Below are 22,231 nucleotides of genomic sequence, written 5' to 3'. Positions count from 1 at the left end.
CGGAAGGTCGGAGCCCGCGGGAGGTCGGAGCCCGCGGGCGAAGCCGGCTCGGAGAGGATGACGATGCGGTCAGCGGTGATCTGCGAGCCGGTGCGTACGGCGGTGGGTGGGTACGGCGGCGCGCTGAAGGCGCTGGCCGCCCATGAGCTGGGGGCCACCGTCGTGCGCGGCCTGCTGGAGCGGACCGGCCTGGCGAGCTCGGACGTCGACGACGTGCTGTTCGGCTCCTGTTACCCGACCATGGAGGCGCCGGCGCTGGGCCGGGTGGTCGCGCTCGACGCGGGGCTCGACATCGACGTTCCCGGTCTCCAGCTCGACCGCCGCTGCGGCTCCGGGGTCCAGACCGTCACGATGGCCGCGATGCTCGTCCAGACCGGGGTCGCCGACGTGGTGATCGCCGGCGGGGCCGAGAGCATGAGCAACGCCGCGTTCTACTCCACCGAGATGCGCTGGGGCATCCGCGGCGGGGCCGTCGAGCTGCGCGACGCGCTCGCCCGCGGGCGGCTGACGGCCGGCGGCCGCAGGTTCCCCGTACCGGGCGGGATGATCGAGACGGCGGAGAACCTGCGCCGCGAGTACGAGATCTCCCGGTCGGAGCAGGACGAGTTCGCGCTGCGCTCGCACCGGCGGGCCGTCGACGCCCAGCGCTCCGGCCGGTTCGCCGACGAGATCATCCCGGTCGCGGTCCCCGCCCGTGGCGGGGAGGTGGTCGTCGACGCCGACGAGCATCCGCGCGCGGACACGACCATCGAGAAGCTGGCCGGGCTGCGGCCCATCCTGGGCCGCTCCGACCCGGCCGCGACGGTGACGGCCGGGAACGCCAGCGGGCAGAACGACGGCGCCGCGGCCTGCGTCGTGACCCATCCGGACGAGGCGGAGCGGCTCGGCCTGCGGCCACTGGCCCGGCTGGTCAGCTGGGCGGTCGCCGGCGTCGAGCCGGCCCGGATGGGGATCGGGCCGGTCCCCGCGACGGCGAAGGCGCTCGAGCGCGCCGGGCTGACGATGGCCGACCTCGACCTGATCGAGCTGAACGAGGCGTTCGCCGCCCAGGTCCTCGCCTGCGGCCGGGCGTGGGGCTTCGGCGAGAAGGACTGGGACCGGGTGAACGTCAACGGGTCCGGCATCTCGTTGGGCCACCCGGTCGGGGGGGCCGGGGGGGGGGGGGGGCCGGCCCGGGGGGGGGGGGGGGGGGGGGGCGGCGCGCCCCGGGGGGGGGGGGTGGGGCTTTACGGCGGGGCCCGGGGGCAACGCAACGGGGGCGGCCAGCTGGTGGGCCCCCCGGGGCGCGCCCCCGGGGGGCCCCATACTCGCGACCATGGTGCGGGAAATGCACCGGCGCGACGCGCGATACGCCCTGGAGACGCTGTGCATCGGCGGCGGCCAGGGAATCGCCGCGATACTCGAACGCCTCGACTGAGCACCCAGTCCACCCGGGCTTGATCACTGTTACTATCGACGTCGACGTCGAGTTTGATTACCAAACCCGCGTCCGGCGGACGCGATCAGCGCGCAGATGCGGAGAACCCGGTCATGGACAGCGAGACAGCGGCCACCGTCTTCACCGATCCCCGGGCGTACGCGGACAACGAGCGTTTCTACGCGGCCGCCGCGGTGCTGCGCCGCGAGTCTCCGGTGTACCTGGTCGAGCATCCGAAATACAACCCGTTCTGGGCCATCACCAAGCACGACGACGTCATGACGATCTCGCGGGACGCCGCGCTCTGGATCAACGCCCCGCGCACGGCGCTCGGTCCGAAGCCGAAGGACGAGTCCCGCCAGGACATCCCGATCCGGTCCCTGGTCCAGATGGACGCGCCGGACCACCCGGTCTACCGGCACATCAGCGCTGACTGGTTCAAGCCGCTCGGTGTCCGCCGGCTGCGGGCGAGGATCGAGGAGCTCGCCAAGCGGTTCGTCGACCAGCTGGCCGACCTCGGCGGCGAGTGCGACTTCTTCGTCGACGTCGTCTCGCACTACCCGCTGTACGTGATCATGTCGCTGCTCGGGCTGCCCGAGGAGGACTTCCCCCGGATGCTCAAGCTCACCCAGGAGCTCTTCGGCGCCGACGACGAGGACCTGGCCCGCAAGGGCGACAAGCAGGCGCACATGGCCGCGCTGATCGACTTCTTCCAGTACTTCCAGACGGTCATCGCGGATCGCCGGGCCAACCCGACGGACGACCTGGGCTCCGTGATCGCCAACGCAAGGATCAACGGCGAGCTGATCGGCGAGATGGAAGCCGCCGGCTACTACGTGCTGATCGCGACGGCCGGCCACGACACCACGAGCTCGGCGCTGGCCGGCGGCATGCACGCCCTGCTGGAGTACCCGGACCAGTGGCGGCGGCTGTCCGGCGACCTCTCCCTCGTCCCGACCGCGTTCGACGAGATGATCCGGTGGGTGTCGCCGGTGAAGCAGTTCATGCGCACGGCCACCGAGGACACCGTCGTGCGGGGACAGCCGATCGCGGCGGGGGAGTCCGTGCTGCTGTCGTACCCGTCGGCGAACCGCGACGAGGACGTCTTCGAGAACGCGGACGCCTTCGACGTCGGCCGCAGCCCGAACAGGCACGTCGCGTTCGGGTTCGGCGCGCACTACTGCCTCGGCACCCACCTCGCCCGCCTGGAGGGCCAGGCGCTCTACGCGGAGCTGGTCCCTCGGCTGCGGTCGATCGAGCTGGCCGGGACCCCCGAGTACATGGAGACCCTGTTCGTCGGCGGCCCGAAGCGCCTGCCGATCCGCTACAAGATGGCCTGACCGGCAAAGCCTGGCTGGCAAGAAGGAGTGCTGATGCTCCCCGCTCCCGCGGACCATGTGGCCATCAGCGACCTGGTGGCCCGTTACTGCCTCATGCTCGACCTGGACGACGTCGAAGGCTGGGTCGGGCTGTTCACCCCGGACGCCAGCTATCTGGTCTACGGGCGGTCCTTCGACGGGCACGACGCGCTGCGCGCGATGATGCGGGCCGCGCCCGGCGGGATGCACCTCGGCGGCCCGCCCAGCATCGAGATGCTGGGCCCGGACCAGGCCCGGACCACCCGGAACCTGCTGTTCGTCGACCAGGCCGGCGGCGCCCCGCGCCACGCGATCTACCACGACGACCTGGTGCGGACGCCGGACGGCTGGCGCATCGGCCGCTGCCGGTGCCAGTTCGTCACGCCGGACGGTCTCGCCGACCGCCCGGCCCGCCCCAAGGACCAGGCGCCGCGCACTACCTAGGCTCCGTGGTCCAGGGGCGGCGTGGCCGGTCAGCTCGCCGTCGTCGGCGCCCGGCCCGGTCGCGACGCGGCGGCCGCCATCGCCCGTTCCATCCCGCCGATCATGTCGGGGTAGCGCATCGTGCGTCCCCCGCCGTCCACGCCGTACAGCGCGCCGGTGATGAAGGAAGCCTGGTCGGACGCCAGGAAGTAGATCACGTTGGCGATCTCCTCCGGCTCGGCGAACCGGCCGAGCGGGGCGTTCTCGACGAACTCCTCGACCACGCCGGGCATCTGCCACAGATAGGTGGTCATGGAGGTGCGGACCAGGCCCGGAGCCACGGCGTTGACCCGGATGCCGTGGCGGCCCAGCTCCAGCGCCGCGACCTCGGTCAGCGCCACGGCGCCAGCCTTCGCCGCGCAGTAGGCGCCGAGACCGCGGCCGGGCTGCACGGCGTTGAGGCTCGCGACCGTGACGATCGACCCGCCGCGCCCCGCGTCCCGCAGCGCCCGGCCACCGTGCTTGATCGTCAGGAAGGCGCCGTTCAGGCAGAGGTCGACGACGCGGCGCCAGGCCCGGAAGTCGTGGTCGGCGATCTCGCCCAACGTCCCCACGCCGGCGTTGGCCACCACCACGTCGAGGCCGCCGAACCGCTCGGTGGCCAGGGCCACCAGCGCGGCCACGTCGTCCTCGACGGTCACGTCGCACCGGGCGCCCGCGAAGACCTCGGGGCCCAGCTCGGCGCCGAGGGCCGCGAGGCCCGCCTCGTCGATGTCCCCGCCGACCACCTTCCCGCCCTCGGCGACGAACCGGCGGACGACCGCTCCGCCGATCCCGCCCGCGGCGCCCGTGACCAGGGCGACCCGTCCCGCGCGCGCCCCGCTCATCGGGCGAGCCCCGGCACGCGGCGGTGGGCGGTGGGCGCCGGAACAGGCGATCGCAAGGACATCGCGGGATCCTCTCGGGAAGTGCACGAACTCATGGGAGTGGGGGTTCCTGGGGTGGTCAGGTCTGGCGCAGGCGGGGGGCCAGGTCGCCGTCCTTCGCCGGGGCCTCCATGACCAGCCGGGACCGGACGACCTTCCCGGAGGCGGTCCGTGGCAGCGGGCCGTCCCAGCGCACCAGCTGCTCGGGAAGCTTGCGCTTGGCCAGTCCCCCCGCGAGCAGATACCGGATGACGTCGTCGAGCGTGATCGTGACGCCCTCGTCGGCCAGCACGGCCACCGCGAGCCGTTCGCCGGTCTCCGGGTCGGGCATCCCGAACGAGGCGTACTCCACGACGCCGGGCAGCGCCGCGAGTGCCGCGTCGATCTCGGTCAGCGAGACCTTGAGGCCGTTGCGGTTGACCAGCTCCTTCAACCGGCCGACGACGGTCAGCCGGCCCTGATGCGCCTCGATCTGGTCCCCGGTCCGATACCAGCCGTCCTCGAACGCCGACTGGTCGTCCGCCGGGTCGAGGTAGCCGAGGAACATGCTGGGCCCGCGCAGCAGCCCTTCCGTCGGATGCTCGGCCGAGCCGATCCGGACCTCGCCGCCCGGCATGAGCGCGCCGTCGTCGGACAGCCGTCGCTCGCGGTCGTCGGTCGCCAGGCTGCCCGAGAAGTTGGGCGCCTCGGAGGAGCCGTACACCCGGGCGATCTCGATCCCGAACGAGTCGGTCGCGAGCTCCAGCAACGGGCGCGGCAGCATCGCGCCGCCGAGCGCGAGGGTCCGAAGGGTGACGCCACCGCGGGTCTCGGCGCTGCCTGAACCGGCACCGTCTGAACCGGCACCGTCTGGGCCGGCGGCGGCGCGCAGCAGGCGTTCGGCGATGACCGGCGCGCCGCCCAGCAGGGTCGCGCCCGCCGCCGCCATCCGCTGGAGGGTGCCCGCCGGCTCGAACCTGTCCTCCAGGGCCAGCGTCGCGTGCTGGTCCGCGGCCAGGTGGACCTGCATGAGCCCCGTGATGCTGGTCAGCGGGCTGATGAGGAACGCCACCGTGCTCTCGTCGGCGGACGTTATCCGCGCCATGTTGCTGGCGCCCGCGGTCAGGGTGTTGAGGGAGTGCGCGACGCCCTTCGGCCGGCCGGTGGTTCCCGAGCTGAAGAGGATGACCGCGGTGCGGTCCCGGTCCGGCTCGTCCCACGTCGGCGGGGCGGCCGGGCCCGGCTCGCCCCCGAAGAGCTCCAGCGGCAGCGTCTCGGCGCCGGCGAGCACGTCACCGAGGCGCCCCGCCTCGTCGGCCGCGACGATGACCCTCGGCCGGCCGGGCAGCGCGTCGAGCGCGACCTGGACGTCGGCCGGGCCGCACCGCCGGTCGAGCACCGCGACCGTCGTGCCCAGGCGCAGCAGGGCGTGGTAGGCGATCACTCCGTGCCGGGTGTTCCCGCTGACCAGGACGACCCCGTCGCCCGGCCCGACGCCGTGGCCGCGCAGGGACGCGAGGCCCTGGGCGACGGCCGCCGCCAGCCCCGCCCACGCGAGCCGGCCGTCGCCGTCGATCAGCGCCACGGTGTCCGGCCGTCGACCCGCCGCCGCCTCGATCCCGTCCGCGAGCGTCCGGTCGTCCCACGAGCCGTCGGCCCGATGGCGCGCCACGCGGTCCGCCCCCGCGCGCGGAAGCGCCTCGACTGCCGCCGCCGAAACCCGTCTGGTCGTGGCATCCATCCGTCAGTCGGTTCCATCCCACTCAGCGGCCCGCCGGGCCGCGGCCGCACGTGCTTCCGCCGGACAAGCTAGCCGCGCCGCCCGCCGGGGTCCACCTTAAGTCGACATTGACATCGATATTGTCATCGAACTAGTGTGCCGCGCGTGTCGGAGATTGCGCTGGGACTGAGCCTTGCCGGAATTCACGGGGACGCGGCTTCGCTCGTCGCCGTTGCGCGCCGGGCCGAGCAGGCGGGGTATGACTCGGTGTGGACGGGCGAGGCCTGGGGGAGCGACGCGTTCACCCCGCTGGCCGCCGTCGCGGCGGTGACCAGCCGGCTGCGGCTCGGTACCGCGATCGCGCAGATGCCGGCCCGCACGCCCGCCATGACGGCGATGACCGCGCTGACGCTGCAGCAGCTGTCCGAGGGGCGGTTTGTCCTCGGTATCGGCGCCTCCGGCCCGCAGGTGGTCGAGGGCTGGCATGGCGTGCCCTACCACCCGCCTGTCCCGATGACCCGGGAGTACCTGGCTGTGCTGCGCAAGGCCCTGGCCGGGAAGGAGCGGCTCGAGTTCTCCGGGTCGATCTACCAGGTTCCCTACACCGGCCCCGGCTCCACCGGCCAGGGCCGCCCGCTGCGCACGACCCTGCCGGCGGCGCCGGACACCCCGATCCTGGTGGCCGCGCTCGGGCCGAAGAACGTGGCGATGACCGTGGCCGAGGCCGACGGCCTGCTCCCGTACCTGTGGAGCCCGACCCGGTGGAGCAACGCCTGGGGCGACGCGCTCGCGAAGGCGCCGGACGGGTTCCAGGTGGCTCCGACCGTCCTGGCCTGCGTCGGCGACGACCTCGACGCCTGCCGCGACCAGGTCCGCCCCCGCATCGCGTTGCACATCGGCGGGATGGGCTCGAAGTCGAAGAACTTCTACGCCGCGCTGGTCGCCCGCTACGGGTACGTCGACGAGGCGAACCACATCCAGGACCTCTACCTGGGCGGCGACCGGGCCGGTGCCTGCGCCGCCGTGCCGGACGAGCTCGTGGACGACCTGGCCCTGGTCGGCCCGCTGGCGCGGATCGCCGACCAGCTCGCCGCCTGGCGCGACGGCCCGGTGACCACGATGATCATCGAGCCGACCGATCTCGCGATGGTGGAGCCGATCGCGAGCCTCTGGTGACGGGCGCCCGCCGGCGCCCCGACAACGTTGACAGCAGGTCCGACGGGACACGTTCCTCGTAGCTGGGAGTAGCCGATGTCGTCCGAGCAGCGCACCACCAAGATGGAGTTCTACACGTCGGCGGGCGCGCCCACCCTGGAGCAGGACGGGATGATGACGCCGCCGACGATCGACAAGGCGGTCTACACCCAGCTCGACATCCGGCCGGTCGACGCCGGGCAGCGCGTCACCGTGCTCTTCAAGGGCGAGGGCCCGGACGGGTTCAGCCTCGTCCACTCCTGGTTCGGCGCCGGTTTCCGGCTGCCCCGCCACACCCATTCGGCCGACTGCCTCTACTACGTCGTGTCCGGGGAGATCCTCATGGGCACCCGCACCATGGGCAAGGGCGACGGGTTCTTCGTCGCGGCCGACGCGCCGTACGCCTACACCGCCGGTCCGGACGGAGCCGAGGTGCTGGAGTTCCGCACCTCGACGAGCTTCGACATGAAGATCACCGACCAGACCGCCGAGCGCTGGAAGCCGATCGTCGAGGCCGCCGTCGCGAACCGCGAGCTGTGGGCGGCGACCCGGCCCAGCTGACCCGGCCCAGCCGACCCGGCCTCGCGTGACCCGGCCAGCGCGGCCGGGGCCAGCGTGGCCGGGTCGCCGCGACAGCCCGGTCACACTGGTCCCGGTCACACTGGTCCCGGTCAGGCCCGTGGCAGGCCCAGCAGCTGGCGGCCGATGAGGCCGCGCATGATCTCCGAGGCGCCACCCGAGATGGTCAGGGCCCGGCCCCACAGGAAGTTGTGGTGCCACCTGGCCGCGACCGCGACGCCGTCCTCGTCGATCGAGACCGAGGACGAGATCAGCTCCATCGCGAGGTCGCACAGCGCGACGTTGGTCTCGGTGTAGGCGAGCTTGGCGACCGGGCCGTCGCTCGGGCGCTCGTCGTCGACCAGGACCCGGTCGACGGTGTCCCGGACGATGAGCCTGACCTCCTCGACCCGGGCGAGCGCGCCGGCGAGCCTCGCCTGGACGTCCTCGTGCGCCAGCGCGACCGTGCCGTCGGGCAGCCGGGCGGCCCCCGCCAGCGCGACCAGGTCGGCGAACATGCGCTCCAGCTGCACGGCGTTGGCGCCGACGAAGGCGCGTTCGGAGGCGAGGCCCGAGGTGACGACCTTCCAGCCGCCGTTCACCGCGCCGAGGACGTGCTCGGGGCCGAGGCGCACGCCGTCGAGGAACACCTCGCAGAACTCGGCGTAGCCGGTCATCTCGCGGATCGGGCGGACCTCGATGCCGGGAAGGTCCATCGGGATGACGAACGCGGTGAGCCCCGCGTGCCGGTCGACGGAGGGGTCGGTGCGGGCCAGCAGCATCCCCATGTCGGCCCACTGGGCGTCGGTGCTCCAGATCTTCTGACCGGTGACGACGAACCCGTCGCCGTCAGGCTCGGCCCGGGTGCGCAGCGAGGCCAGGTCGCTGCCCGTGTCGGGCTCGCTGAACAGCTGGCACCAGATGTGCTCCGCGCCGCGGATGCGGGGGAGCAGCTCGCGCCGCTGGGCGTCGGAGCCGAACTCGATGATCGCGTGGCTGGCGAGCATGACCTGGTCCAGCGGGCGGTACGCGTTCCCGCGGATGAGCTCCTCCATCAGCACGAGGTCGCGGACGGGGACGTGGCCCGCCCGGCCGCCCCACTCCGGCGGCCAGCCCGCGCCCAGGTATCCCGCCTCGTAGAGCGCCCGCAGCCAGGCCCGGATCGCCTTCTCCTCGGCCTCGTCCCGCGGAACCCGGACGCCCTCGCCCACCATGGGTACGCCGTGCTCGGCGATGAAGGCCCGGACCTGGTCCCGGTACGCCTCGACGTCCAGGTCCGCCTCGACGGCCTGATCTGCCTCAACGGCCCCGACGGCCTGATCTGCCCCGACGTCAGTGCGCATGGGTCGTCCATCCCTCAAGCTCGGCGAGCGACCGCTGGGCCGCCCGGGGGTTCGCCGCCAGGCGGGCGTCCTGGTGGACCCGGCGCTCGTAGAGATGCAGCCCGTACTCCCAGGTGAAGCCGATCGCGCCGGTGAGCTGGAGCAGGTCGTGCAGGATGAGCGGGGCCGCGGAGCTCACGCTCAGCGCGGCCGTCGCGACCGCGCGCCGCAGCGGGACGGGGTCGGCGTCGAACAGGTCGGCCGCCGCGCGGACCACGAGGGTCATGCCCTGCGCCCGCACGGCGTGGTCGGCCAGCCGGTGCTGGACCGCCTGGAAGCCGCCGATCGGCCGGCCGAACGCCTGGCGCTGGCCGGCGTAGGCGACGGCGCGGTCGAGCATCCGGCGCACGCAGCCGACGGCGTCGGCGGCGAGGAGCAGCTCGTACAGCTCCACCGCCTGGCCCGCCGGGGCGAGCCGGCGTCCGGCCCCCGGGCTCACCGTGACGTCGCCGCAGGTCCGGGACACGTCGAAGCCGTGCGGAGCCGGGTCGGCGGTCCAGTCGTCCGGGTCGGCGAAGAGCACCAGGCCGCCGCCGGGCTGATCGAGCAGCAACAGGGCGTCCGCCCCGGGCACGCCGTCGACCAGCCGGGCGAGCCGCCCGTCCGCCCCCAGGCGCCCGAACGCGCAGACCCGCTCGCCGGCCAGGATGCCGGCGAGCAGCTCGTCCGCGGCGGCGTCGCCGGCGGCCTGGGCCAGGGCGTGCGCGCTCGCGGTGAGCCCGGCGTACGGACCCCCGTAAAGGGCCGCGCCGAGCTCCATCGCCGCCATGACGGCGGCGTCGGTCCGCAGGCCGAACCCGCCGAGCGGTTCCGGTACGCACAGCGCGGTCAGACCAAGTTCCGCCAGTGCCGGCCACACCGGGCGCCAGTCGGCGGCTACCGTGGGCTGGAGGTCCTGGCCCTCGGTGCCGAGCGTCCCTCGCAGGGCCTCGCGCAGCTGGAGAAGCTCGTCGTTGGCTGTCGTGGTAGTCAGGACGGCCTCACATCAAAGAAACTCGACATTGGTGTCGACTTCGATACTCTGGCGTTGTCCGGTCCGGCGTCAAGCCGCGGGCCCGGTGATCGATGGCGGACGAGAGGCTGATCAAAGATGAACCAGACGGCTCCGTGGATCTTCGACTTCGACAATCACTACTACGAAGCCGTCGATGCCTTCACGCGCCACCAGGACCGCAGGCTGGGTAACCGAGGCGTCCGGTGGGCCGACGTCGACGGCCGGCGGCGCATCCTGGTCGGCGGGAAGATCAACAACTACATCGCGAACCCCACGTTCAACCCCGTCGCCAAGCCCGGCTCGCTCTACGACTGGTACCGGGGCAACCCGCGCCAGCAGACCATCAAGGACGCGTTCGGCGAGCTTGAGCCGCTGCCGCCGGAGTACCAGGACCGCAAGGCCCGGCTGGCCGTCATGAACGAGCAGGGGCTCGCGGGCACGCTGCTGTTCCCGACGCTGGGTGTCGGCGTCGAGGACGCGCTCAAGACCGACCCGGACGCCTGCGCCAAGGTCTTCGAGTCGTTCAACCGGTGGCTCGACGAGGACTGGGGCTTCCGTTACGAGGGGCGGATCTTCGCCGTCCCGTGCGTCCCGATGCTCGACCCGGTCGCCGCCGCCGCGGAGCTGCGGCGCGTGATCGAGGCCGGGGCCGTCGCGGTGAACATCCGCAACGCGCCGATCCCGGTGCCCGGTGGCTTCCGCTCGCCGTTCGAGCCGGCGTACGACCCGTTCTGGGCGCTCGCCGCCGAGGCCGGGATCCCGGTCGCGACGCATGCCGGCCTCGACGGCTACGACGCCCTGGTGCAGATGTGGGAGCCGGGCGGCGAGGAGAACTCGATCTTCCGTTCGCCGCTGCGCGGCATCGTCACCAAGGGCCGCGCGGTCACCGACTTCTACGCCGCCGCCGTCTGCCACAAGATCTTCGACCGGTTCCCGACGCTGCGCTTCGCCAGCGTCGAGAACGGCGCGTCGTGGATTCCGGACCTGCTGCACCGGCTCGACGACGCCGCGAACCGCAACCCCGGCTACTTCACCGACCACCCGCGCGAGGTCTTCGGCGAGCACGTGTGGGTCACCCCGTTCTGGGAGGACCACATCGACCGACTGGTCGCCGACGTCCGGGTCGACCGCCTGCTGCTCGGCTCGGACTGGCCGCACGCCGAGGGCACCCGCGCACCGGTGGACTTCGTGACCGAGTCGCTCGGCGGCCTGCCGGAGGCCGACGTCCTGCGGATCGCGCGGGAGAACGCCCTCGAGGTCCTGGGCATCTCGCTCGGCTGAGCCGACAGGGCGCCGCCCGGAGCGACCGCGGCGCCCTGTCGCGGCCTTCTCATGATCGCAGTCTGGGCCCTGGGGTGGTCGTAGAAACGCTCCCGTCACGACCGTCCCAGGGCCCAGTCAGCGATCAAGGCCATGCGAGCACCGGCCCATGAGCGAGCCGGGTCAGCGGGGGAGGCCCAGCCCTCGCTCGGCGATCGTGTTGCGCTGGATCTCGTCGGTCCCGCCGCCGAGGCGCAGGCCGGGGGCGAACAGCAGCCGTTCGATCCAGGGCGCGGACGTGGCGTCGTCGACGACGGTCGTGGCCATCCCGAGGATCGTGGTCGCCGCGTCGGCGCTGAGGCGGGCGTGCTCGGAGTAGAGCAGCTTCGTCGTCGGCCCGGCGGCCGGCACCGGGTGCCCGGCCGCGATCCGCGCGCGCAGCAGGTCCAGGGTCCGCTCCCGGATGGCCGCCTGGGCCAGCAGGTCGCGCACGATCGGGTCGTCGGCGTGGCCGAGGCGCTTCGCCAGGCCGACGAGCTCGTTCGCCGAGCGGGCGCTGGTGCCGCCGCCGATCGCGGCGCGCTCGCTGGCGAGCATGGTCCGCAGCACGGCCCACCCGTCGCCCGGCTCGCCGATCAGGCCGCCCTCGGGCACGAAGGCGTCGTCGAGGAAGACCTCGTTGAAGTGGTAGGCGCCGGAGATCTGGCGCAGCGGGCGGATCTCGACCCCGGGCTGGGTCATCTTGATCGCGAAGCAGGACAGGCCGGCGCGGCCGTCCTCCTTGCGCCCGGTCCGGGCGATGAGCAGGGCGTACTCGCTGCAGCCCGCGTTCGACGTCCACACCTTCTGGCCGGTGACCGACCAACCGCCCTCGATGGGGGTCGCCCTCGTCTGGACGCTGGCCAGGTCGGAGCCGGCGCCCGGCTCGGACAGCAGCTGGCACCAGCTGTGCTCGCCCCGCACGATCGGCGGCAGGAAGGTGGCCCGCTGCTCGGCGGTGCCGTGGCCGAACAGCACGGCGGGCACCATCTCGAGGCCGACCGCGAACATCTTGGTCGAGACGCCCCACTTCGCCTGCTCCTCGGCGACGACGTCGTCCTGCCAGGCCGGCGCGCCGTGGCCGCCGCACTCGGCCGGCCAGGACCGTCCCGCCAGGCCCGCGTCGAACAGCCGGCGCTGCCAGTCACGCGTCACGGCGATCGCGTGCTGCTCGTGGGCGTGGAACTGCTCTGGTGTCCGCGCGCTGACGATGTGAACCGCCGAGAAGTCCGCCGAGGACCCCTTGCGGGGCGCGTTGGCCGCGAACCACGCGTGGACCCGGGCCTGGAACTCCGCTCGCCCTTCGACGGGCGCTGCCGGCTCGGCTGGGGTCGCCATCAAGTGCTCCTCCGTTCGCTGGTGCGGGTCCGCCGGCCGGTCAGTCGTGTTCGGCGAGCAGGTGTTCGGCGAGCCGCTGGCGGTGGTGTGCCGGGTTGCCGAACAGCTGGCGTGAGCTGTGCGCGCGCTTGAGGTAAAGGTGGGCCGGGTGCTCCCAGGTGAAGCCGATGCCGCCGTGGATCTGGATGTTCTCGGTGGCCGCCGTGACGTAGGCGTCGCCCGCGCTCGCCTTCGCGAGGCTGGCCGCCAGCGGCAGCTCGGGCGGGCTCGCGGCGGCCGCCCACCCGCCGTAGTAGGCGGCCGAGCGGGCCGACTCGACGGCGAGGTGCAGGTCGGCGAGCTTGTGCTTGATCGCCTGGAAGGAGCCGATCGGCTTGCCGAACTGGACCCGGGTCCTGGCGTAGTCGACGGCCATGTCGAGCACGCGCCCCGCCCCGCCGACCTGCTCGAGGGCGATGGCGACGGCGGCGAGGTCGAGCACGTGGCGCAGCGCGGGCCACGCCGCGCCCTCCTCGCCCAGCAGCCGGGCGGGGGCGGCCTCGAAGACGAGGTCGGCCTGCCGGCGGGTCTGGTCGAGGGTGGCGCGCGGCTCCCGGCGCACGCCCGGGGCGTCGCCGGCCACCGCGAACACGCTGAAGCCGGCGCCGGTCCGGGCGGCGACGAGCAGCAGGGACGCCGTCTGGCCGTCCAGCACGGACGGCTTCGTGCCGGAGACCGTCCAGCCGCGGGCGTGCGGCGCCGCGGTGGCCGCGATGGCGCCCGGGAGGTCGGACGACTCCGTCAGCGCGAGTGCGGCGATGGTCGTGCCGTCCGCGATCCCGGGAAGGTAGTCCGCGCAGGCCAGGCTGTCGTCCAGCGCGAGCAGCGTCGAGGCGGCGAGGACCACCGTCGAGAGGACGGGCGCGCACAGCAGCGCGCGGCCGGCCTCCTCGAGGACGATCCCGAGCTCGGCGAAGCCGTACCCGGCGCCGCCGTACTCCTCGGGCAGGGCCAGGCCGGCGACCCCGATCTCGGCGGCGAGCTGGTGCCAGGCGGCGGGGTCGTAGCCGGCCGGAGTCTCCATGAGACGTCTGACCTCGGTCTCGGGCGAGGTCTTGTCCAGGAAGTCGCGTACGGTCCGCCGCAGCTCTAGCTGTTCCTGGGTGAAGGCGAGGTCCACGTGGCTCACGGCCTGCCGGTCAGGCCCAGGACGCGCGCGGCGTTCTCCCGCAGGAACTTCGGCCACACGTCGTCCTTCAACGGGACCTGGCGCATCTCCGTCATGATCCGGTCAAGCGACAGGCCCATCGGGAAGTAGCCGCCGTACAGGATCTTGTCGGCGCCGCGGGTGTTGGCGTAGTCGAGGACGGCCGTCGGGTAGTAGCGCGGGGAGAACCCGCTGGTCGAGTAGTAGAGGTTGGGCCACTTGAGCATCAGCTTCACGGCCAGCTCGGTCCACGGCTCGGCGCCGTGGCGCATCACGAACACCAGCTCGGGGAAGTCGTACATCACCTGGTCGATCAGCTCGACCCGCTGGACCATGGACGGCACCCGGGGTCCGGCGATGCCGACCGTCACGAAGACCGGGATCCCCAGCTCGACGCACTTGGCGTAGATCGGATACATCTGCGGCGCGTCGATGGCCACCTGCGGCGACACCCCGTGGGGGAACAGGGACACGGCTCGGACGCCGAACTGCTCGTGCGCGCGGACGAGGGCGCGAATACCCTCCATCCCCTGGTTAGGGTCGCAGCTCCACGAGGCGACGAACCGGTCGGGGTGCTCGGTGAGCGCCCGTTCGGCCGCCTGCGGGTGCGCGCTCATGCTGATCAGCGCGGTCTCGATGCCGTGCCGGTCCAGCTCGCCGAGCACGAGCCCGACCGGGTCCTCGTCGTCCGGGAGGTGGCTGGCCGGTACGTCGTGGAACATGTACGACGCGGGCATCACGAAGTCGTCCCGTGACTCCCGGTCGCGCAGCGAGGAGCGGATCTGCCGGTACAGCGCGGCGGGGTCCTGGGGGAGCCCGACCATCGTGTCGATCACGCCGAGGTCGGCCGGCCAGGGCTGACCGGTCGTGGCGGGGGGCGAGAACGTGGAGGCCACCTCAATACCTTCCGTGCCGGGGTGCCGCAGCGGGAGTGCCGCACCGGGAAAGCCGCTGGAAGCGCCGCGACGCCAGCCGACCCAGAACGGGCCGCGGGGTCCTGACCAGGGGCGGCGGCGATCGCCGTGGCCGGATTGACCCAACCATAGCCCGTCACTACTGTCTATGTCGACGTCGATATCGACATGCGCACCTGACCCCGCGAGGCGGGTGGCCGACCGTGGCGCGTGCGGGAGGGTGAGCGGATGACGACGCAGCAGACCGGCGGCGGCGAGCTCCTCACGGAGCTGGGCTTCTACACACTCGCGGGGCACAGCGCGACCCCGCGCGACCTGGTCGGCGAGGTGCGCCAGGCCGAGCGGCTCGGCATCGGCGCCGCGTTCATCTCGGAGCGGTTCAGCACCAAGGACGCCGCGACGCTGTCCGGCGCGGCGGGAGCCGTCAGCGAGACGATCGGCATCGCGACCGGCGCGACGAACCACAACACCCGCCATCCGATCGTCACCGCGACCATGGCGACGACGATGCACCGGCTGACCGGTGGACGGTTCGCCCTCGGGCTCGGGCGCGGCTTCGACCGCCTCTTCCGCGGCCTGGGCCTGGACCCGGTCACGGGCGCGCAGCTGGAGGACTTCGTCGGGCTGATGCGCCGGCTCTGGCACGGCGAGACCGTGCTCGGGCATGCCGGGCCGGCGGGCAGCTACCCCTACCTGCACCAGGACGCCACGTTCGACGAGGACGTGCCGGTACTGCTCGCGGCCCTCGGCCCGCGCTCGCTGGAGCTGGCCGGGCGCTGCATGGACGGCGTCGTGCTGCACACCTTCTACTCCGACGAGGCGGTCAGGGACGCGCTGGCCTCCATCGCGAAGGGGGCCGTGGACGCGGGCCGCGACCCGGCCAGCATCCGGGTGTGGTCCGTGCTCGCGACCGTGTCGGACGAGATCCCCGCGGATCTCCGCCTGCTCAAGACGGTCGGCCGGCTCGCCGCCTACCTGCAGGGCTACGGCGACCTGATGGTCCGCGTCAACGGCTGGGATCCGGAGGTGCTCGCGCGCTTCCGCGCCGATCCGTTCGTCAAGGGCTTCCGGGGCAGCCTCGACGGGCACGCGACGACGGACCAGCTGGAGCACGTGGCGACGCTGATCCCGCCGGACTGGCTCGCGACGAGCGCGACCGGCAGCCCGCGGCAGTGCGCCGAGGCCATCGTGGGGCAGTTCGACCTGGGGGTGACCGGGGTGATCATGCACGGCGCGACGCCGGCGGAGCTGACCTCGGTGCTCGACGCCTACCGGCAGATCCGCCCGGCCGCGGTGCGCGGGCTGCCGGCGAACCCCGGACGGCTGGCGTGACGGGCCCGGCCGGCGACGGGGGAGCCGGGCCGGCCACCCGTACCGACAATCCGGGCTGGATCGCCGACGACCCTGCCGAGATCACGCCGGAGTGGATGACCGACGTCCTGCGGGCGAGCGGCAACGACGCGGAGGTCATCGGGCTGCGGTTCGCGCCGGTCGGCACCGGCCAGACCGCCGTCAGCTACCGCTTCCACCTCGACTTAGCACCCGACGTGGCGCCCGGAGCGGCCGAGCGGGGGCCGGCCACCGTCGTGGTGAAGATGGCCGCCGGCGCCCCTGCGGTCCGCAGGCGGCTGCGGCTCGCCTACAGCAACGAGGTCGGTTTCTACCGGACCTTCGCCGGGCGTACCCCTGGCCGGGTGCCCCGGTGCTGGAACGCCGCGCTCAGCGAGGACGGCCTCCGGTTCACCCTCGTTCTCGAGGACGCGTACCCGGCCCGGCCCGGCAACCAGGTCGACGGCGCCACGCCCGCGCAGGCGCTGGTCGCAGTCCGCAACCTCGCCGGCCTGCACGCGCCGTTCTGGAACGACGCGGCGCTGGCCGGCGACGCGCCCTGGCTGGTGCGCCTCGACGACGCGGGCCTCGCCTACCTCGGCAAGGTCGTCACCGCGGCGGCCGCGGAGTTCACCAAGCGCTACGAGGACGAGCTGGGCGCCGAGGACGTCGACACCCTGAGGCGGGCGGCCGGGCTGGTGGCCGGCTGGGGGCGGCATACCGCGGCCCCCGTCTCGCTCGTCCACGGCGACTACCGGCTCGACAACCTGCTGTTCTCCGGTGACCGGGAGGTGCGGGCGGTCGACTGGCAGACGATCGAGGCCGGCTTCCCCGGCCGGGACCTGGCGTACTTCGTCTCCACCGCCCTCCCGCCCGCCGACCGGCGCGCCCAGGAGGCGGCGCTCGTGGCCGCCTACCACCAGGAGCTCGTCGAGCACGGCGTCACCGACTACCCGGCGGACGTCTGCTTCGAGGACTACCGGCGCGGAATGCTGCAGGGCCCGCTGATCACGATGATCGGCTGCGTCTACGCGAGCGCGCCGCGCACGGAGAGCTCGGACCGGATGTTCCTGTCGATGGCCACCAACGCGGCGGCCGCGATCCGCGACCTGGGCGTCCTCGACCTGCTGGCCTAGCCGCGGCCGGCCGGTGCGCGGAGATCGACTAGTTCCTACCTGAGATGACCTGTGGGAGTGACATGACCGACGGCCAGGCCGCGGACAGCGCGGTTCTGATCGAGGCCCGCGGCGCCGTGCGGGTCGTGACGCTGAACCGGCCCGATTCGTTCAACGCCGCCGACGAGGCGCTGCACGAGGCGCTGGCCCTGCTGTGGCCGCGGCTGGACGCCGACGCCGACTGCCGCGCGATCGTCCTCACCGGCGCGGGCAAGGCCTTCTCGGCGGGCGGTGACCTCGGCCTGCTCGACCGGATGACCAGGGACGTCGCGCTGCGCGAGGCGATCATGGCGGAGGCCGCGGACATCGTGCGCGGGATGACGTCGGTCCGGGTTCCCATCATCGCGGCGGTCAACGGCCCGGCGGTCGGCCTCGGCTGCAGCCTGGCCGCGATGAGCGACCTCGTCGTCGTCGACGAGCGGGCCTACTTCGCCGATCCGCACGTCGCGCTGGGCCTCGTCGCCGCCGACGGCGGGGCGCTCACCTGGCCGCTGCTGACCGGCCTCCTGCGGGCCAAGGAGTACATCCTGCTGGGGGACAGGCTGCCGGCGCAGGAGGCGCTGCGCCTCGGCCTCGCCAACCGGGTCGTCCCGGCCGGCACCGCGCTGGACGTGGCCCTGGAGCTGGCGGACCGGGTCGCCGCGCTGCCGCCGCAGGCGGTCCGGGAGAGCAAGGCGCTGCTCAACAGCGCGCTGACCCAGGCGGTCGGGTCGCTGCTGTCCGGCGCGATGGCCCAGGAGACGGCGTCCTTCGAGGAGCCGGCGTTCCAGGACAACCTGGCGGCGATGCTGCGCCGCACGGCCGGCCGGGCCAGCGGATGACGGCGAACGAGGTAGGGCTCGCGGACCAGTTCGCCATCCACATGACGCTGGCCCGCTACTGCCACCGCTGCGACGACGCGGACTTCGAGGGCCTCGTGGCGCTGTTCACCGCGGACGCCGTCTTCACCTACGGGAACCGGTCGGCCCACGGCTCCGCCGAGCTGCTCGCGTTCTTCCGCGACACGCAGAGCCGGCCCCAGCAGCGCGGGAAGCACCTCACGGTGAACGAGGTGTACGAGCCCGACGGCGACCGCGACGACCGGGTCCTCGCGGCGTCGGACTTCGTCTTCCTGCGCTTCGCCTCAGGCCGGCTCGTCCCGGCGATCGCCGGGCGCTACCACGACCAGTTCGTCAGAGTCGACGGCGAGTGGCGGATCGCCCGGCGGGAGGTGCTCACGCTGGAGGCGTTCGGGTGACGGCCGCGGGCAGCGCCGCGGCCAGCCGGCGCCACTGCGCCAGGGGAAGCGCCTGCTGGTCGGCGGCGAGAACCTGCAGGCAGACGTGGTCCGCGCCGGCGGCCTGGTGCTCGGCCACCCGCCTCATGATCGCTTCCTCATCACCCCACGCGATCATCGCGTCGAACACGCGGTCACTCACCGACGCCACCTCGTCGGCCGGGAAACCGAGCCGGACCAGGCTGTTGGCGTAGTTGGGCAGCGAGAGGTAGCCCCGCAGCCAGGCCCCGCCGACCGCGTGCGCCTCGTCCTTGTCCGCGCAGAGGATCACGGCCTGCTCCGGCAGCACCAGGGGGCCGTCCCCGACGGCCTCGCGGGCGATCCGGGTGTGTTCGGGAGTGACCAGGTAGGGGTGGACGCCCCTGGCCCGCTTCGCCGCGAGGTCGAGCATCTTGGGGCCGAGCGCCGCGAGGACCCGCCGCTCGGCGGGGACGGTCGGCTCGGCGGCGTCGAGGCCGTCGAGGAACTCGGCCATCGCGGTGAGCGGCCGCCGGTAGCGGCCGGCGTCGACGGCGATCGCGTGGCTCACCCCGATGCCCAGCAGGAAACGGTCGCCGTAGTTGGCGGACAGCGCGGCGTACCCGGCGGCCACCTCGGCCGGAACGTAGTTCCAGATGTTCAGCACGCCGGTCGCCACGACCACCCGGCGCGTCGCGGCGAGCAGACGCTCGACGGCCTCGAACGACGGGCCGCCCATGTCGGGGATCCACAGCGCGCCGAAGCCGAGCTCCTCCAGCTCGGCCGCCGCCTCGGCCATCTCGGCCGGGTCGCCGTAGCGCAGCTGCTGGCTCCACACGCCCACACCAGAAAGATTCACGTCAGTCCCTGTCCGCGCCCGTGGCGCTCTTCGCGCGCGCGGTCCATCCGCTGCGCCGGTAGATCGCGACCGCCCCGCCGTCGACGACCAGGTCCGTCCCGGTGATGAACGACGCCCGCTGGCCGAGCAGGAACGACACGGCGTCGGCGACGTCATCGGGGGTGCCGACGCGCTTCGCCGGTGCGCTGTCGACCTGCGCCTGCATCGCCGCGCCCCACGGCCCGGCGAGCTCCTGGCGGCCCATCGGCGTCGAGACGACGCCCGGGCTGACCGAGTTCACCCGGGCGTCGCGCCGGCCCCAGAGCTTCGCGGCCGCGCGGACCCGGATCAGGTTCCCCACCTTGGCCAGGCAGTAGGCCTGGGCCTGGTCCGTCACCAGGTCCGGGGACAGGAACGGCAGCCGCGCGAGCTCGGCGGCGGGCGTCAGCGCGAGCGCCGTCTCCTGGTCGGGCGTCAGCGTGGGCGCGAAATGGCCGGCCGTGCTGGCGATGACGACCCCGGCGCCGCCGGGCGCGACAACGCCGGCGAAGTCGTCGAGAAACAGCGCGACGCCGAGCAGGTCGACCCGCAGGATGTCGGCCGGCTTCGCCTGGACCGGCGAGAGCCCTGCGGTGTGCGCCAGGTGCGTGACCGGCCCGAGGTCGCCCGCGGTGGCCGCGAGCGACGCCATCGACTCCGGCTCGGCCACGTCCACCGCCTGGATGGCGACCTCGTGCCCCTCAGCCGCTAACGCGTCCCGCGCGGCTTTCAGCGTGCGTTCGTCCCGGTCGGCGAGCAGCAGCCTGCGCCCCGAGCCCAGCCGGCGCGCGATGGCCGTGCCCATCCCGCCCACCCCGATGATGACCGCCACGTCCCTGCTGACCATGTCGCCTCCGTCGTCCGACTGAGCCTCTGTGCTGTGCGAGCGGGTCGTCCCGCCGCCGGTTGCTGGCCGCGGCCTCAGAAGACGATCGCCCCGCGCAGGATCCGGCCGGCCTCCAGATCGGCGTAGCCGTCGTTGACCTGGTCGAGGGTGTACGTCCGGGTTACCAGTTCGTCGATCTTCAGGAGGCCGGCCTGGTAGAGGCCGAGCAGCTTCGGGATCGCGACGCGGGGGCTCTGCGAGCCGTACAGGCTGCCACGGATCTGCTTGTTGGTCATGGCCAGCGTGAACAGGTTGAGGTCGACCGTCGCCTGGCGGAACGGCGCGACCGCGGTGACGACACAGGTGCCGTCCTTCCCGGTCAGGCCGAGCGCCGGCTCCAGCAGCTCCGAGCGCATCACCGAGAACGCGCAGATGACCGACTCGCACATCGCGCCGTGGGTCAGCCGCCGGATCTCGCCTTCGGCCTCGTCGATGGACGCGAACGCGTGGGTGGCGCCGAGGCGCAGCGCCTGCTCACGCTTGAACTCCACCGGGTCGACCGCGAAGACCTGCCGCGCGCCGGCGATCCGCGCGCCCTGCACGGCGCTGACCCCGATGCCGCCGAGGCCCAGGACGACGACGCTGTCGCCCGGCTTCACCTCGGCGCGGTTGACCGCCGAGCCGAACCCGGTCGCGACACCGCAGGACACGAGCGCGGCGACGGTCCAGGGCACCGACGGGTCGATTTTGACGACCGACGTCTCGGCGAGCAGCTGGCGCTCGGCGAAGGCGCCGAGCTGGGTGTACCGGGCCACCGGCGTGTCACCGATCCGGTGGGCGACCCGCCCGTCGGTCATCATGCCGAGGTCGAACAGCTTGCGGCCGTCGTCGCACAGGAACGCGCGGCCGCTGCGGCACAGCGCGCAGTTCCCGCAGGACGGCACGAACGACATCGCCACGTGGTCGCCAGGGCGGACCGAGGTGACGCCCGGCCCGACCTCGACGACCTCGCCGGCGCCCTCGTGGCCGCAGATCATGGGGTAGTGCGGCATCGGCATGTCACCGGTGCGGGCGTGCTCGTCGGAATGGCACAGGCCGCAGGCCCGCACGTCGATCAGGACCTCGCCCGCGCGGGGGGCGTCGATCTCGACCGTCTCGATCTTGAAGTCCTGGCCGGGGCCGTAGAGCAGGGCCGCCCGGGAACTCACCATCTGGGACCGACCTTTCGTCTTCCCGCGATCAGGGCGGGATGAACGCTAGGCCGATGTCGAGGTTGACGTCAAGTTCAACGAACTCAAGTTGAGCCGTCTCAGGCTGGGCGGACGAGCGCGCGCACCACATGCGTCTCGACGAAGGCGCGCTGCCGGCCCGGCGACCAGGTGGACCACGGCGGTGCCAGGAGCAGCGACCCGGCCGCGATCAGCCAGCGGGTCGTCTCCCGCAGGTCCAGGTCCGGGTACAGCTGGCCGTCGGCGAGCCAGCCGGTCAGCAGCGGGCCGAGGTGGCGGTGCACGGCGTCGACGATCGGCTCGGCGGTGAGCCCCGGCGACTCGCTGAACGGCCGGCTCCCGTCCGAGAAGATCGCCTCGCTGATGGCATCGCCGTTGACCAGGCGCACGGACTTCAGGAACACGTCCGAGATGGACTGGGCGGCGTCCTCGGGCCGCGGCAGCGTGCTCAGCACGCCCGACATGGCGGAATCGACCCTGCTGAGCAGCACCGCGAGGATCAGGTCGTCGCGGGTCTTGAAGTACCGGTAGACCGTCGAACGGGAGACGCCGGCCTCGGTGGCCACCTCCTCGACCCGGATGCGGCGGTCGCCACGGCGCAGCACGCACCGGACCGTCGCCGCGACGAGGCGGCGCCGCGCCTCCGTGTCGTCCAGCAGTGCGCTCTCGCTGCCCCACCAGCCGGCGGTGCGCTGCCCTCCGTCCTGCTCGCCCGCGGTCACAGCCATGGGGCAATGGTAAGGGCGGTCGATCGTCCAGTTCGGGCCGCGAGCCCGAGGTGTGATGAGACGCTGGCAACCAATCGACTCGACATGCGACATTGAGTAGGTTCTGTCTCGGACGGCGCCGCGGGCTGGCCGGCTGGCCAACGAG

At 73.1% G+C, this 22,231-nt stretch carries 21 protein-coding genes and 1 pseudogene; 11 read left to right on the top strand and 11 right to left on the bottom strand.

The features are described 5' to 3' along the window. Positions 1-63: 63 nt before the first annotated feature. From I6A60_RS12970 to I6A60_RS12955, 4 genes and pseudogenes are all read left to right on the top strand, one after another. Positions 64-1,146 (top strand): annotated as a pseudogene (locus I6A60_RS12970) (acetyl-CoA C-acetyltransferase); the annotation flags it as partial. 169 nt (positions 1,147-1,315) lie between these two features. Continuing rightward, entirely contained in the window at positions 1,316-1,417 is a 102-nt protein-coding gene (locus I6A60_RS12965) for a hypothetical protein (protein WP_307873665.1), read from the top strand. A 113-nt stretch (positions 1,418-1,530) separates the two neighbouring features. Next, on the top strand, positions 1,531-2,757 hold the full coding sequence (locus tag I6A60_RS12960) for a cytochrome P450 (protein ID WP_203023742.1): 1,227 nt from the start codon (positions 1,531-1,533) through the stop codon (positions 2,755-2,757). 33 nt (positions 2,758-2,790) lie between these two features. Further along, on the top strand, positions 2,791-3,219 hold the full coding sequence (locus I6A60_RS12955) for a nuclear transport factor 2 family protein (protein WP_203023741.1): 429 nt from the start codon (positions 2,791-2,793) through the stop codon (positions 3,217-3,219). Between the two features lie 29 nt (positions 3,220-3,248). Here the strand turns inward: I6A60_RS12955 and I6A60_RS12950 are convergent, their stop codons facing one another. Further along, positions 3,249-4,085, bottom strand: coding sequence for an SDR family NAD(P)-dependent oxidoreductase (locus I6A60_RS12950; protein WP_203023740.1), 837 nt, complete (start codon positions 4,083-4,085; stop codon positions 3,249-3,251). A gap of 118 nt (positions 4,086-4,203) precedes the next feature. Further along, positions 4,204-5,775 carry a class I adenylate-forming enzyme family protein gene (locus tag I6A60_RS12945; protein ID WP_307873662.1) on the bottom strand — a complete coding sequence of 524 codons (1,572 nt, stop codon included), beginning with the start codon at positions 5,773-5,775 and terminating at the stop codon, positions 4,204-4,206. A 213-nt stretch (positions 5,776-5,988) separates the two neighbouring features. Between I6A60_RS12945 and I6A60_RS12940 the strand changes: the two genes are divergently transcribed. Then, positions 5,989-6,999 carry an LLM class F420-dependent oxidoreductase gene (locus tag I6A60_RS12940; RefSeq protein WP_203023739.1) on the top strand — a complete coding sequence of 337 codons (1,011 nt, stop codon included), beginning with the start codon at positions 5,989-5,991 and terminating at the stop codon, positions 6,997-6,999. A gap of 75 nt (positions 7,000-7,074) precedes the next feature. Beyond that, positions 7,075-7,578, top strand: a complete 504-nt coding sequence (locus I6A60_RS12935; protein ID WP_203023738.1) for a cupin domain-containing protein — start codon at positions 7,075-7,077, stop codon at positions 7,576-7,578. A gap of 110 nt (positions 7,579-7,688) precedes the next feature. Here I6A60_RS12935 and I6A60_RS12930 read toward each other — a convergent pair whose 3' ends face one another. Both I6A60_RS12930 and I6A60_RS12925 read right to left on the bottom strand, forming a co-directional pair. Beyond that, complete coding sequence (locus tag I6A60_RS12930) at positions 7,689-8,918, bottom strand: acyl-CoA dehydrogenase family protein (protein WP_238435335.1); 1,230 nt, start codon at positions 8,916-8,918, stop codon at positions 7,689-7,691. Beyond that, the gene (locus I6A60_RS12925; RefSeq protein WP_203042638.1) at positions 8,908-9,930 is read right to left on the bottom strand and encodes an acyl-CoA dehydrogenase family protein; all 1,023 of its coding nucleotides are present in this window, start codon (positions 9,928-9,930) and stop codon (positions 8,908-8,910) included. The genes I6A60_RS12930 and I6A60_RS12925 overlap by 11 nt, the downstream gene beginning before the upstream one ends. Before the next feature lie 117 nt (positions 9,931-10,047). Between I6A60_RS12925 and I6A60_RS12920 the strand changes: the two genes are divergently transcribed. Beyond that, a complete protein-coding gene (locus I6A60_RS12920) occupies positions 10,048-11,232 on the top strand; it encodes an amidohydrolase family protein (RefSeq protein WP_203021725.1) in 1,185 nt (394 codons plus the stop codon). A 162-nt stretch (positions 11,233-11,394) separates the two neighbouring features. Here I6A60_RS12920 and I6A60_RS12915 read toward each other — a convergent pair whose 3' ends face one another. From I6A60_RS12915 to I6A60_RS12905, 3 genes are read right to left on the bottom strand one after another with little or no spacing between them, the layout of a single operon-like run. Next, the gene (locus I6A60_RS12915; RefSeq protein ID WP_203021724.1) at positions 11,395-12,588 is read right to left on the bottom strand and encodes an acyl-CoA dehydrogenase family protein; all 1,194 of its coding nucleotides are present in this window, start codon (positions 12,586-12,588) and stop codon (positions 11,395-11,397) included. A 40-nt stretch (positions 12,589-12,628) separates the two neighbouring features. Continuing rightward, complete coding sequence (locus I6A60_RS12910; protein ID WP_203021726.1) at positions 12,629-13,747, bottom strand: acyl-CoA dehydrogenase family protein; 1,119 nt, start codon at positions 13,745-13,747, stop codon at positions 12,629-12,631. A 5-nt stretch (positions 13,748-13,752) separates the two neighbouring features. Further along, positions 13,753-14,598: an amidohydrolase family protein gene (locus I6A60_RS12905; RefSeq protein ID WP_238435346.1), complete on the bottom strand. Its 846-nt coding sequence runs from the start codon at positions 14,596-14,598 to the stop codon at positions 13,753-13,755. A 318-nt stretch (positions 14,599-14,916) separates the two neighbouring features. Here I6A60_RS12905 and I6A60_RS12900 point away from each other — a divergent pair, with 318 nt between their 5' ends. From I6A60_RS12900 to I6A60_RS12885, 4 genes are all read left to right on the top strand, one after another. Next, positions 14,917-16,020, top strand: coding sequence for a TIGR03857 family LLM class F420-dependent oxidoreductase (locus tag I6A60_RS12900; protein WP_203021722.1), 1,104 nt, complete (start codon positions 14,917-14,919; stop codon positions 16,018-16,020). After that, positions 16,017-17,153 (top strand): phosphotransferase, encoded by a 1,137-nt coding sequence (locus tag I6A60_RS12895; protein WP_203021721.1) that lies wholly within the window; start codon positions 16,017-16,019, stop codon positions 17,151-17,153. The genes I6A60_RS12900 and I6A60_RS12895 overlap by 4 nt, the downstream gene beginning before the upstream one ends. A 62-nt stretch (positions 17,154-17,215) precedes the next feature. Next, positions 17,216-18,013: an enoyl-CoA hydratase/isomerase family protein gene (locus I6A60_RS12890; RefSeq protein WP_203021720.1), complete on the top strand. Its 798-nt coding sequence runs from the start codon at positions 17,216-17,218 to the stop codon at positions 18,011-18,013. Continuing rightward, on the top strand, positions 18,010-18,429 hold the full coding sequence (locus I6A60_RS12885; protein ID WP_203021719.1) for a nuclear transport factor 2 family protein: 420 nt from the start codon (positions 18,010-18,012) through the stop codon (positions 18,427-18,429). The genes I6A60_RS12890 and I6A60_RS12885 overlap by 4 nt, the downstream gene beginning before the upstream one ends. On the opposite strand, the gene I6A60_RS12880 is transcribed toward I6A60_RS12885, so the two are convergent. The 4 genes from I6A60_RS12880 to I6A60_RS12865 form a co-directional block, all read right to left on the bottom strand. After that, entirely contained in the window at positions 18,407-19,285 is an 879-nt protein-coding gene (locus I6A60_RS12880; protein ID WP_203021718.1) for an LLM class F420-dependent oxidoreductase, read from the bottom strand. The two genes, I6A60_RS12885 and I6A60_RS12880, sit on opposite strands and share 23 nt — an antisense overlap. Position 19,286: 1 nt before the next feature. Next, positions 19,287-20,150 (bottom strand): SDR family oxidoreductase, encoded by an 864-nt coding sequence (locus I6A60_RS12875; protein ID WP_203021717.1) that lies wholly within the window; start codon positions 20,148-20,150, stop codon positions 19,287-19,289. Positions 20,151-20,224: 74 nt separating this feature from the next. Continuing rightward, entirely contained in the window at positions 20,225-21,340 is a 1,116-nt protein-coding gene (locus I6A60_RS12870; RefSeq protein ID WP_203021716.1) for an NDMA-dependent alcohol dehydrogenase, read from the bottom strand. A gap of 98 nt (positions 21,341-21,438) precedes the next feature. Continuing rightward, positions 21,439-22,086 (bottom strand): TetR/AcrR family transcriptional regulator, encoded by a 648-nt coding sequence (locus I6A60_RS12865; RefSeq protein WP_203021715.1) that lies wholly within the window; start codon positions 22,084-22,086, stop codon positions 21,439-21,441. Positions 22,087-22,231 lie beyond the last annotated feature (145 nt).

Origin of the sequence: Frankia sp. AgB1.9, from assembly GCF_016786355.1 — a bacterium.
GTDB lineage: Bacteria > Actinomycetota > Actinomycetes > Frankiales > Frankiaceae > Pseudofrankia.
Note: the sequence above shows the minus strand (reverse complement) of the source record. Positions and strands in the feature narration are given on the sequence as shown.